The organism is Paenibacillus sp. FSL R5-0486 (assembly GCF_037975155.1).
Lineage (GTDB): Bacteria > Bacillota > Bacilli > Paenibacillales > Paenibacillaceae > Paenibacillus > Paenibacillus amylolyticus.
In genome coordinates, this window is the sequence record NZ_CP150237.1 from 3,265,119 (window position 1) to 3,277,822 (window position 12,704).

At 45.3% G+C, this 12,704-nt stretch carries 11 protein-coding genes; 7 read left to right on the forward strand and 4 right to left on the reverse strand.

Translation table 11 applies throughout. The features are described from left to right. Positions 1 to 11 precede the first annotated feature (11 nt). Positions 12 to 1,286 carry a stalk domain-containing protein gene (locus MKY01_RS14640; RefSeq protein ID WP_339286795.1) on the reverse strand — a complete coding sequence of 425 codons (1,275 nt, stop codon included), beginning with the start codon at positions 1,284 to 1,286 and terminating at the stop codon, positions 12 to 14. A 181-nt stretch (positions 1,287 to 1,467) separates the two neighbouring features. Between MKY01_RS14640 and MKY01_RS14645 the strand changes: the two genes are divergently transcribed. After that, the gene (locus MKY01_RS14645; RefSeq protein ID WP_339286797.1) at positions 1,468 to 1,836 is read left to right on the forward strand and encodes a hypothetical protein; all 369 of its coding nucleotides are present in this window, start codon (positions 1,468 to 1,470) and stop codon (positions 1,834 to 1,836) included. Between the two features lie 18 nt (positions 1,837 to 1,854). Then, complete coding sequence (locus MKY01_RS14650) at positions 1,855 to 3,087, forward strand: sialidase family protein (protein WP_174806460.1); 1,233 nt, start codon at positions 1,855 to 1,857, stop codon at positions 3,085 to 3,087. A 79-nt stretch (positions 3,088 to 3,166) separates the two neighbouring features. Here MKY01_RS14650 and MKY01_RS14655 read toward each other — a convergent pair whose 3' ends face one another. Together MKY01_RS14655 and MKY01_RS14660 are read right to left on the reverse strand one after the other, a co-directional pair. Beyond that, a complete protein-coding gene (locus MKY01_RS14655; RefSeq protein ID WP_127548373.1) occupies positions 3,167 to 3,592 on the reverse strand; it encodes a hypothetical protein in 426 nt (141 codons plus the stop codon). 45 nt (positions 3,593 to 3,637) lie between these two features. Further along, on the reverse strand, positions 3,638 to 4,870 hold the full coding sequence (locus MKY01_RS14660) for an ATP-binding protein (RefSeq protein ID WP_315371860.1): 1,233 nt from the start codon (positions 4,868 to 4,870) through the stop codon (positions 3,638 to 3,640). 163 nt (positions 4,871 to 5,033) lie between these two features. On the opposite strand from MKY01_RS14660, the gene MKY01_RS14665 reads away from it, so the two are divergent. From MKY01_RS14665 to MKY01_RS14685, 5 genes are all read left to right on the forward strand, one after another. Next, positions 5,034 to 5,342, forward strand: a complete 309-nt coding sequence (locus MKY01_RS14665; RefSeq protein ID WP_036608134.1) for a hypothetical protein — start codon at positions 5,034 to 5,036, stop codon at positions 5,340 to 5,342. A gap of 170 nt (positions 5,343 to 5,512) precedes the next feature. Beyond that, complete coding sequence (locus tag MKY01_RS14670; protein WP_076318164.1) at positions 5,513 to 6,100, forward strand: alpha/beta fold hydrolase; 588 nt, start codon at positions 5,513 to 5,515, stop codon at positions 6,098 to 6,100. Between the two features lie 192 nt (positions 6,101 to 6,292). Next, a complete protein-coding gene (locus tag MKY01_RS14675) occupies positions 6,293 to 7,291 on the forward strand; it encodes a helix-turn-helix domain-containing protein (protein ID WP_315371861.1) in 999 nt (332 codons plus the stop codon). A 130-nt stretch (positions 7,292 to 7,421) separates the two neighbouring features. After that, positions 7,422 to 8,216, forward strand: a complete 795-nt coding sequence (locus tag MKY01_RS14680; RefSeq protein WP_101313690.1) for an SDR family NAD(P)-dependent oxidoreductase — start codon at positions 7,422 to 7,424, stop codon at positions 8,214 to 8,216. Positions 8,217 to 8,403: 187 nt separating this feature from the next. Further along, on the forward strand, positions 8,404 to 11,223 hold the full coding sequence (locus tag MKY01_RS14685) for a glycoside hydrolase family 2 TIM barrel-domain containing protein (RefSeq protein WP_339286800.1): 2,820 nt from the start codon (positions 8,404 to 8,406) through the stop codon (positions 11,221 to 11,223). Positions 11,224 to 11,329: 106 nt separating this feature from the next. Here MKY01_RS14685 and MKY01_RS14690 read toward each other — a convergent pair whose 3' ends face one another. Further along, positions 11,330 to 12,703, reverse strand: coding sequence for a sugar phosphate nucleotidyltransferase (locus MKY01_RS14690; protein WP_339286802.1), 1,374 nt, complete (start codon positions 12,701 to 12,703; stop codon positions 11,330 to 11,332). Position 12,704: the final 1 nt, after the last annotated feature.

Here is a 12,704-nt window from a genome sequence, read left to right on the forward strand (position 1 = left end):
AGTCAGAATGTTTACTCTTTAATCACAGAAGCATTCACTGCATCTTCCATTTTCGTATTGTAGGAACGGAACAGACCCAGACGCCAGAACGCGGCTCCTTTGAGGTCATAACGTTTGGCGAGACCCAGCTTATCATCAACAGAGGACGGCGTTTCACTGCTTAGACTGATACCGAGCAGAAGTTTACTCTTTGGGACACCGGCCTGTATGGCTAATTGAATTGCCTGATCTACAAGACTATTTGGCTCAGGTACCTGAGATTTGGTGCCAACCGGATTATACTGATAGGCCATAATGATAAGATCATCTGCAATAGAGGCAAGTGTCTTGTAATCATAACCTTTATAAGCACTATTTAGCGGTGGTACCGCCAGAGATAAGGCTGTCTCCTGGGGCAAGGAACTTTTTAATTGTTTCACGTAAGCATTGAGCAGCTTCTGTTGTTCTACTACATCCAGTTTAAAGCCCAGTCCTTCAAAATCCAGAACAACTCCGTCAAAACCATGCTCTGTGACAGTAGCAGTTATACCTTCAATCGATTTCTGCCGCAGGCTCTTGTCGCTCAGAACTTTGGTCAGTTCTCCGTTTCCATCCAAGGCATACACCATGAGCTGTGGTTGGATCTGTTGATCTGCTGCATCAGCAACGATGGACTGCGGTGTAATATCACCCGCAGCAGCAGGGAGGCGGTACTCTTCTCCTTGGAGCGTAAACTGACCTTCACGATCAATGCGGCTCCAGCCAAAGGCTACGGAATTCATGGAAGAAATAAGGTCCTTTTCTTGAAAGGATTGCAATGCATAGAAGGCTCTCAGGTGCATCTCGCGTTGTGGGGAGACAAGGGAGACCGTCTTGGTTGCTTGATTCCAGCTTACTTGTGCACCGAATTGGTTACTGAACGAACTTAGTGGAATAAGTACGCGGCCCTCCCGCTGAACGGGTGCTGCTGCGAGTGTAACTTTTTTTCCATTTACGGTCGCTGTGGTGCTGCCAACTTGTAATAGTACCTCGGTAGTTTGTCCTTTCACAGTGTTCGTCGCTTTTACAGTCTGTGATTTGCTGTTCCAGGTAATATCAATACCTAGGGCTTCACCGACTGTCCGAAACGGAACGTAAGTGACACCTCTATCAATACGTGGAGCTGCATCAAATGTCAGGGGAACATCATCCAATTGAACTGAGATGGCCGGGGCAACATAGGCTCCACCGATATTGGGGGTACTTCCAAGGATAGAGAGAGCAATTACAGTAACCGCGGCGATTTTTCCTACACGTTTAATAAGCATCGTATGTCTCCTCCAACTTTGTACATAATAGTAGATTCTTGCTTTAAAAGTAATCTAGTAATCTAGCATATGTAGCATAACAAAATTTTCATATCGTTCCAATATAAGAGTCGAAGTTTAGTCATATTGGCAGCAAGAATCGTAATATACTTTACTATACATCGCGGAAGGAGTGTGCTTTTTGCCAAACTCTACGGGTTTTATTTACAATCCAACTTCGGGTGAGACCCAATCCACTCAGCTCATAGTGACATGCATTAATGATTCCCTCAATGTACCTGTCAATATTGAGCTGGAAGTGTTCAGATGGGACACCACTCAAGCTGCGCGCATACCTATTGGTCATGATCTTTTTGAATTACTTCCCCAAGCGACGAGAAGCTTAATCTATCCACTAATCAATGCGGCGTTTTACGAGGTGCAAAGTGATTATTTCAGTGCTACAAGTACGGTCATTCATGTATACGGTGTTAACTCAACAGGTCAGATCATTCAGCGTGTGCTTCAATCGGAGATGACATTAATTGACCGTTTCACAAATATCCCTTAAACGAAAAGAGGTGAGCAGATGGTAGTTGTGAATATTACTGGAGCTTTGGCAGGCAGTCAATTTGAACCCTCAATTGCAGTTAATACGCTGAACCCGAGTATCATGTGTGTAGTTGCTGTGGATACCAGTACAGGACCAACATTGACTGGCTTCTATCGGTCCATTGATGGAGGCAGTACCTGGTCGACCACTGTACTTCCTCAACCAGCAGGATATTCAGGAGCGGAAGCACCAACAATTGACTATACGTTTCCCAATACCTTCATCGTTACCGTTCACTTGTTTAACGGGATCAATGATGGGACAATTGCAAGTTATACCTCATTTGATGATGGATTAACGTGGCAGCCACCAGTTATCGTACAGGCGGGTTTCGGAACCATTGTTCATAATGATGAGCCTTTCATTGCCGTAGACCGTTCTCCAGGTAGCCCATATCGAGGCAATGCATATGTCGGTTATACTCCGCTTGCTACAACTTCTTCCGCTATATTTACGCAAAGGTCGCTCTCGCAGGGGATCTCCTGGGAGCCGCCTGATCGACAGTCGAATCCCCGAGGAATACATGATCGGGCCGCGCTGGCTGTTGGATTCTCAGGTCAAGTCTATGCGGGATATATCATTACGGGTCCTGCTAGTCCCTCTGCACTATTGCGCATCTCATACGATGGGGGAATCACCTATCAGCCTCTTCTTGAGAGACAGGCGACGTTCATCTCATCCGTTGTGCCAGCTCCTTCGCCTTTACCTGTACCGAATTACGCTTTTAGGGTACAGACCAACCTAAGTCTGGGAGCAGATATTTCCGTTGGACCTAACAGTGGAACTGTGTATGCCGTTTGGAATGATGCACGTGCCGGATATACCGATGTTTTACTCTGCGAATCTCCGGATGGCCTTCTGTGGTCAGATCCCATCAGTATTACAGGCGCGCCCCCGGGTACGCAGAATTTTTTCCCGTCGATAAGCGTATCACCCTTTGCTGGGACGATCCGGGTTATTTATTACAGCAATCGGATTGACGGGTTCCTGCTAGACGTTTTTGTTGCAGAATCTTTTGATGGCGGTGCCAGTTTCACCGACCGACGTATCACAACTACATCCTTTAATCCAAATGGCAACTCTCCGATGCCCACAGTACTGATTGGAGACTATATTACTGCGGCTACAGTTAGTCCGGATAATCTGGCAGCGGTGTGGATGGCTACAACGCCACCTACGGGTAAGCTGGATGTTTATTTCGGAAATTAATTCAAATTAAATGGAACACCCCCATACCTTAATCGTTATGAACAAACAGATTAAGCGTATGGGGGTAGAGGTATTCATGCTAATCGGAAACGACAAATCCGTCGAAACTCTCGGGGCCAACCCGAACCGTTCCGAGCAGGTTAGTACTGATAAATGCGGAGTAGGTTAATTGTGGTACGATCGGAATGTTAAAGTCACTAGCAGAGAAGACAATCACTTCAGGGTTAAGCAGACCGTTCAGACCATACGTGTAGTTTCCGGAGTAAACGATCGGATCGGTTGCAACAGTGCCTCTTACAATAATAATTCTCACTTGAAATAGAGCAAGCGGTAATTGTACCGTTATAGTTCCTTTTAGGGAGACTCTCAGGTTGGTTCCCGCTCCAGCTGTTTGCAGACCAATCTGGGCAAATAACTGAGGTGTGTTAATCACTGGAATCGGTATGGAAATGGAATTAAACAACGCAGCATTTTGCGATGATCTTGCATCCAGAAATTGTGTCAACGTATATACCTCCTATCCGTTCAGATAGAATAATATATTCATCATTCAGATTTTCGCATGGACGGAGGGTGCAACGCTGGAAATATTAAAGACAAACCGACTGCCCATAGGACTGGACTCTTTAAGCCATACAATGCCACCCATTAATTCAGCGAGTTGTTTACAGATGGACAAGCCCAGCCCCGCTCCGCCATACTTTCCTGAATTACCATGAATCTGGGAATAGGATTTGAACAACAGATCCTGACGATCCTGCGGGATACCGATGCCCGTATCTCTTATCTCGTAGGATGCATGGAGAGTACCTTTTGTATCAGCAGATACCTCAGTAGAGATGCATACTTCCCCTTTTTCCGTAAATTTAAGTGCATTTCCAACGAGATTGATTAGAATCTGACGAACTTTGTGCTGATCGCCCATAAGTATCAGATGATCAGTAATATTATATTCTGCGTACAACCTAATTCCTTTTTTCTGTGCTTCAGAAGAGAATAATTGTAATACATGTTCAACTGTTTCAGTGACACTATAGGGCTTGATCTCCAGAGAGATCGCACCAGCTTCTGCTTTGGAGTAGTCCAGAATCTGATCCATCATCGACAGAAGGCTGGCGCCACTTGACTCAATGACATTAACATATAACGATTGATCCTCACTCAGCCTGGTAGATTGCAACAGATTGGCCATTGCAAGAACACCATTCATTGGCGTCCGGATTTCATGGCTGAGAACGGCCAGCAAATTTTTCTTTTCTTCAAGCACTTTTGCAGCGGTCTCTTCCGCCTGTTTTAATTGTTGCAGAGTTGTTTCCATCTCAAGAAGACTCGTGAAAAAGGAAGACAAGGAGAGAAGCAGATCCACGTCCTTTTGTTGATAGGAATAGAAATCCTGATCAAATGAGCAAAGGGAGCCGTAGATTTCTCCGTTCTCATTATGTATAGGCACACCAACAAATGAACACCCACCTACGAATTCGGTTGCGTCCATATGTCTGGTTAATGGATGTGTTAGATTATTATTGATTACTAACGGGCCTTGGGAATGTTCAGTCACAAGTGCACAGTATGACTCGGCGTTATCAACGACCAGCCCCTCACCCAGAATGAGTTTGTCACGATTATATACGTTCAGAACCTTGGTGGATAGATGATCCAACTGGGCAATACAAAACGTGTTTGCAGGAATTAACCTGCTTGCCGTGTCCATGACATTAGCAGCCGAATCATATAATTTATGTGAGACAAGGGATAGTACATCAATGAATTCTGTTTTTAACATATTGATTTGACTCCTCCTGATTGTAGAAATTCGTTGTGCACTGTATTCAGTATATATGAATTTGAAGAATCGATCATGTATGGTTTTGACAGTGGAAGACGGAAATGAGAAAATATAATGCTGTGCAACATGTATATATTAATAAAGTTTTGGAGGCAAATCAATGAATCAGCGTTTTCGAATTACCCGATCCATGCAAGATAGTAATGCCGAACAATCCATCTCGCTGGAAGAGTGCAAACTCTACTTCGAATCCCAACCCGATTTTACCTATTCACCGGTTCTTAACATTGTAGGAGCAGAGAGCACCATGACCATTGAGGGGGACTTTTTTATGTGGGACCTTGAGGGTGCACAGATTGCTTTTCGTTTGTACATGGGGGATCTGTATGTAGCTATTTCTAACGAAGCTATTGTACCCAAAATGATTGAGATTGCAACAGATCTACGTGCAGATATCGTTGAAGGGTAAGAAGTAGAGAACTAGAGTTTAATAAAATGTAATGATGTTATTTGTAGTATACTTTAGACATCCCTGTAAAAATGAGACTAAAGATTCATTTATATTCCATATGTTAGATTGTAATATATGGAATATAAAACATTTTACAGGAGGGTAATGAAGTGAAAAAGACCAAATTAATGCTTGTTGTATTCATGAGTATGATCCTTGCCTTATCAATAACTGGAATAGGATCGAGTTCAAAGGCTTCTGCAGCTACGGCACGTACACCCATTGTATTGGTACATGGATTGACCGGTTCAGATAGCAATTTTACAGCAATTGAGAGTTATTTGCGTAGTCAAGGGTGGACAAGAGACGAATTATTCGCGATTGACCTTCCTAGCAAACAAGGAAACCAGCTGTTGAACTCCGCAGCAATTAGTCGATTCGTAGATGATGTTCTGCGCCAAACGGGTCATACAAAAGTCAATATTATAGCTCATAGCATGGGTGGAGCTAATAGTCTCTATTACATACTTAACCGTGGAGGCGCTTCCAAAGTGGATAAGTTGATTACCCTTGGCGGGGCTAATCGATTGACCACAACGACAGCTCCGAGTGGAATAAAGGTGACCTCGATCTATTCCACCAGTGACACGATTGTGTCCCCGGTACTTTCCCGGTTGAACGGGGCGAACAACGTTTCGGTTTCCCTCGTATCCCATATCGGTCTGCTGTTTAACTCGCGGGTGAATGCCCTGATCAAAACTGCGTTGAATGAGTAGCTGAACATACAAAATGTGCATTCTTTCATAATATTCTGAATGATTGACTTGAACACGACTGACCATTCATGGTTAGTCGTGTTTTCGTATTACCCGGAAATGGCTCGCTGAGGTAAGTTTCAAAAATAGGTACATCCATTCTATAATTAGAAATCAGAATAAAAATGGAACAAGTTAAAGGAGTCTGTATACATGCAACCTCAACCGAATGATCGGATTAAAGTTCATCCAGGCTTTTGGGCTGGATTACATCAATTAGGGATTGGTGCTGATGACATCGCTCGTACAGCACAACTATCTCTTGAGACAATAAATAAACCTGTAGTGACCCAATCTCAATACTTCGCAATCTGGCAGGCCTACTCTGATCTCAATGGGGACACCGCCGAGGGCATCATCAAACTTGCAACCGGATATGAAATATCGAAGTATCCTCCACCTGTTCTGGCGATGTACCATGCTCGTGATTATCGTGATGCGTTGAATCGCATGGTGCGTTACAAGCAAATGTGTCCTCCCGAGAGTTTGCAGATTACCGAAGCAGGAGAGGAATGTATCATTGAACTAGGATGGTTACATAAGGAGCAACCAGGTCCGCCATTACTGGTCGGTATTACGCTGGCATTTCTGATCGAACTTGGACGGAGTGGCACAGGACAACCTTTGACTGCCAAAAGGGTTGAGTTCTCCCAACCGATGGGTGACGTAGCCACCCTTGAGGCTTACTTCGGCTGCCGAGTTGATACGAATTCTAACCATAATCGGCTGACGCTAGAACGGAAAGATCTGAGTCTTCCATTTCTATCGTATAACGAGGAGTTACTGGAGATTCTGACCCCGGCACTGGATCGGTCGCTGGACGAACAAGAGAGCAATCGTTCGATTACTGAAGTGGTCAAATGGATTATGAAACGCAGCCTCACAGGAAAGCGCCCTGACATCCAGACGGTCGCCAAAGAGCTTCGCATGAGTGATCGTACTTTGCAGCGGCGACTGACGGAGGAGAACACAAACTTCAAGCAATTATTAACCGAGGCCAGACGTGAGCAGGCTCGAGCGTACCTTGCAGATCCTTCACTTGATATCAAAGAAGTGGCATTTCTGGTTGGATATGAAGATCAGAATTCATTCTATCGTGCTTTCAAGACCTGGGAAGGGGATACACCTTCAAATTGGCGTGTAAGGCAATAACTCTGGCGCAAAGTGCTAGTTACTAGGCCCCTCAGACTGCGTAATATTATATCTATCCGGTGTATGAAGCTGTTGGCAATGTTCAAGAAGTAGCTGCCGGATAGTTGTAATCATGAAGGAGAAATGCAGGATGGATATGGGACTAAAAGAGAAAACAGCCTTAGTTACAGGATCGACAAAAGGGATCGGCAAAGCGATTGCTATAGCACTCGCTCGAGAAGGTGTTCATGTTCTGATTAATGGACGTAATGATGAAGAGGTGGAACAAACCGTTCGTGAAATCAAGTCCACTTTTCCGGAGACCTCTCCGCAAAAGGCTACCGCTGATCTTGTGGATCTGGCGCAACGCCAAGCTTTATTCGAGAAATTTCCTGAAGTTGATATATTAATCAATAACATGGGGATATATGAAATCATGAGTTATGAAGACATAAATGATGAAGTGTGGGAGAAATATTTCCGTACTAATGTGCTTGCTGCCAATGGCTTGTCCCAATTTTATTTACCTAAAATGGTGAAGAACAATGACGGACGTATTATTTTCATTGCAAGTGAAGAAGCCCTTATGCCTTCAGGCCAGATGCCTCAGTATTGCATGACCAAGTCAATGCTGCTGTCATTATCCAAAAGTTTGTCCAAACTGACAGCAGGAACCGAGGTTACGATCAATACGATCCTGCCAGGTCCAACACTGTCCGAAAACGTACAAGAAATCATTGAGGGCATATACCCTGATGAGGCACTGACTTTTGAGGAAAAAGAGAAAGACTTTATGAAGAGTAATCTGCCACAGTCCGAATTACAGCGATTCATCAAGCCAAGTGAAATAGGCAGACTCGCTGCATTTGTATGTAGCCCATATGCTTCAGCCTTCAGAGGCTCTCCCATCCGGATGGACGGGGGCATGGTTCCCACCATATTTTAAAATTGTTCAGGATACAGGATATCTATCCATAAGATGTCGCCAGCATTGGCGACTTTTTTATTTGTAAATGATCTATGCGAGGGGCGTCAATCGAGTTTATAATACAGGTATGATTTTCGAAAACGATTTCTGTTCATTGGAAGCGATTACTTTTATCGATTATATGAATCTAAAAGGGGACACTATCATGATAGAAGCAATAAATCTGGAAGGCATATGGAAACTCCAACTTGATGAACATAAGGTAGAACGTGGTCTGAATTTCTCAGACGTTATTACATTGCCAAATACTACATCTCATGCGGCCAAGGGCAAGAAAAACGAGAATGTGTTAATCGGTGCGCTGACGGATGAGTACTTATTTGAGGGTTATGCCTGGTTTTCAAGAGAGATTGAAATTCCCGAACACTTGGCTGGAAAATGTTGCTTCTTGCATCTGGAACGAACACGAGTAACCACAGTTTGGATCGATGGGGTGGAATGCGGAACACAAAACAGTCTGAACACACCTCACCGTTACGAGATTGAGGCAGGGCTAACCGCTGGGACTCATACCATTACCATTCGTGTGGACAATACCAATTATCCAACCAAAGGTGGTCACCTTACATCCGAAGACACGCAGACGAATTGGAACGGCATCACCGGGAAATTGGAACTTCAATTTTTCGAGCGTGTTTTCCTGGATAATGTTCAGGTCTATCCCGATCTTGCGACTCGTTCTTTCGATATCAAGGCAGCACTTGTTGGTGACCTGCAAGAAGTACGAATCGTGGTTTCAGCTGTTGCAGTCAGTGCAGATCCGGTGTATACGACCGAGGAACAGATTTTCGCCCCGGATTCGCAGGAAATCCAGCTGACGTACAAGATTGGTGAAGATGCGATGTTATGGAGTGATGATGAACCTAACCTGTACCAACTTCATATTCATCTGCAAGATCAGGACGGCGAAGTGCTGGATTCCACCGAAGTATGGACGGGATTACGGGAATTCCGGGCTGCCGGAGACAAATTCACCATTAATGGTCGCAAAACGTTTCTTCGAGGCAAACATGACGGGCTGATCTTTCCGCTCACCGGATACGCGCCAACAGATGTGGATGAATGGGTTCGTATTCTCGCTATCTCCAAGTCCTACGGTATCAATCACTACCGTTTCCATACCTGTTGTCCTCCGGAGGCTGCTTTTATTGCAGCGGATCTGCTCGGCATCTACATGGAGCCTGAGCTTCCGTTCTGGGGAACCATTACGGATGAATCTTCGGATGGGCATAATCAAGCCGAGCAGGATTACTTGATTAGCGAAGGATTTGCGATGCTGCGTGCTTTTGGTAATCATCCTTCGTTTGTCATGATGTCCATGGGGAATGAACTATGGGGAAGCAAGGACAGATTGAATTCGATCCTGAAGGCATACAAAGCATATGATCATCGTCATCTATACACCGAAGGTTCGAATAACTTTCAGTTTGTGCCGGACATTCTGGAGGAAAGTGAATTCTTCTGCGGGGTTCGTTTCTCCAAAGAGCGCCTGTTCAGAGGTTCATATGCGATGTGTGATGCTCCGCTCGGTCACGTGCAGACCGACCTGCCAAATACATTGAAAGATTACGATTCAAACATTGTACCTGAGCAAGGCAGCGATGCTGACCTTTCTGGTCAGACTGGGGACAAAGAGATTCAGATTCAGTATGGGACAGGTTCCAAAACAGTGCAGGCCGAAGCTGGAAGTGACCAACTTGTCTCACACGTACCAATCATCTCGCATGAAATTGGACAGTACGCCACGTTTCCTAATTTCGAAGAGATCAACAAGTATACGGGTTCTCTCAAAGCCAAGAATTTCGAAGTGTTTCGAGAGCGTCTGAATGCCAAAGGACTGGGACATCTGGCGGAAGCATACTTCAGAGCTTCTGGTAAACTCGCGGTCGCATGTTACAAGGAAGAACTGGAAGCTGCTTTTCGTTCGCAGCAACTAGCCGGGTTCCAGCTGCTGGATCTCCAGGATTTCAGTGGTCAGGGAACAGCGCTGGTGGGTGTACTGGACGCATTCATGGATTCCAAAGGCATGATTACACCGGAGGAGTGGAGAACGTTTTGTTCCGACGCTGTGTTGTTGGCGAGATTCTCCAAATATAATTATCAAGCGGGTGAATTGTTCGAAGCACGCATTGAACTAAGTTACTTCCGCAGACAGGCATTGGACGGACGTCATCTGAAGTGGGAAATTCAAAGCGAGCAGATCGAAGGAAGCGTCCTATTGGAAGGGAAAGCAGACCTGCCTGCGACCCATGGAGAACATTATGTGAATGTCGCGGATCTCAGCATTCGCATTCCTGAAGTCTCCAATATGACCAAAGTGGAGCTTAGACTGTCCATTCCGGGCACGGATATCCGTAAGTCTTACGACCTGTGGATCTACCCGAGTCAGGAGGAAGTGGACCTGAGCGGTTTGAATCTATTTACCGAACTCTCGGAACAGGCGTTGGCGCTGCTTGAGCAGGGCGAGGATATTTTACTTTTCCCGAATCCCAATCAGCTTCAACACGCGATCCAAGGTTTCTATAGCACCGATTTCTGGTCTTACCCTATGTTCCGATCCATCTCGGAGAATATGAAAAGAGAAGTTCCTGTGGGCACAATGGGCTTGTTAATTCAACAGGATCATCCGGCCTTCGAACATTTTGTCACAGAGGAGCACTCAACTTATCCGTGGTGGAGCATCGTGTCCGAGTCGTCATCGATCATCTTGGATGAGTTGGATAAAGACTTGAATCCGATCGTGCAGACCATTGATAATTTTGAGCGAAACCACAAGCTCGGCCTGTTGATGGAGTGTCGGGTCCGGAAGGGGAGAGTGCTGATGGGAGCGCTGAATCTGGAGCGTCTGATGACTACATTGGAGGGCAGACAGTTGTTATACAGCTTCCAGCGTTATGTACAAAGTTCCGCTTACCAGCCAGTTGCACGTCTGGAAGTAGAGGAACTTCGCAAGTTGTTTAACTAAGATGTAGGGAGAAGAAGTGTCAGGTTTCCCTTAATTATGCCAATGAGCCCCTTCCGCGAATGGAAGGGGCTATAAGACATGCAGATTGAATCGGTTCATTCTCCCATTAAACGTTAGATGAACCTGCACTTTTTAGGATTACATTCCAATCTTCTTCTTCAAAAAGTATGTTGTCTTTATCCTCTGTTACTCCGATCCGGACCTCAAGGATCACCATCCTGGTTTCAGACAGAATAGAAAAGAGACTTTCCTTGGTAATCACGAACTGATTGCCCATACTCACTTGCATGACCTTTCCGTTGACAAGCACTTGCCCACTGCCTGCAAGCACGGTCCATGCTCTACACCCAGTTCTATGCCAGTTCAACCCGATATGTTTGCCCGGTAGAACCGTTATGTTTAATGTGGTTACAGTTGTATTCTCATCGTCTAACGAACTCTCAATGACACGATAACTGCCCCAGGTTGCTTCACCGTACATCGGTTTTAATGGCAAGTTACCCAATTGAGCTTTAATTTCATTTGAATTATTTTTGTTGGCAATGAGAATGCCATCCGGACTTGCGGCAGCGATAATACCTGGCACACCAATGACTTGGATGGGGTAGGGAAGCTCGTTAATAATATAGGAATCGGAGGAAGAACCCGAGATTCCACCGTGTCCGATTACATGGGTATCTAACTGTGCGCACAGCGTATCCCAGCTTCCGATATCCTGCCATACTCCCTTATAAGGCAGGACTACGGCCCGCTGCGCCTTTTCTGCAACATGCTTGTCAAAACTCCGTTCAGGCAACGCTTCATACAGGGACGACAATTGATCATAATGAACCGGAAGCCCCATTTTTTTAATATGGGATATCATAAACGCGACAGTGAACGCGTACACACCGCAGTTCCATAGTGCCCCACGTTGTAGCAGCGTTTCAGCAATGGAGGCTTCGGGTTTTTCTATAAATTGTGTTATGGGCGCATAAGCATTACGTTCTTCGCCACCCGGCAGGATGTATCCATACTGTTCTGAAGCATGTGTAGGCCTTGTCCCAATTAAAGCGATTTCGGCTTGAGAATGTTTCAATATGTCCGGCAGTAATTGGAAGTTGCTGAAAAAATCTTCACCTGCGAACACATCAGCTGGCGCGATACAGATCACATCGTCATCTTTGGCCATTCGGAAGGATTGCAGATATAACGTCGCTAAGGCCGCCGCAGTAAAAGTGCCTCGTTTATAAGGTTCCCCAATGACTGGTATTTTGCCTTGAGTATGTCGTGCCGTAATATTAGCCTGATCCTGATGTGAAATAATGAGCGTTGAATCCGTTAGGGATGAACTGTCAAGCTGGCGGCATACTCTGCTGATCATGGATTCCCTACCTCCAGCGGGTGATGGAAGTATATCTATGAACAGCTTGGAGCGAAGCTCATTGGATAACGGCCAGAGCCTTTTGCCAGAGCCGCCGCACAGCAGTACGATATGCATG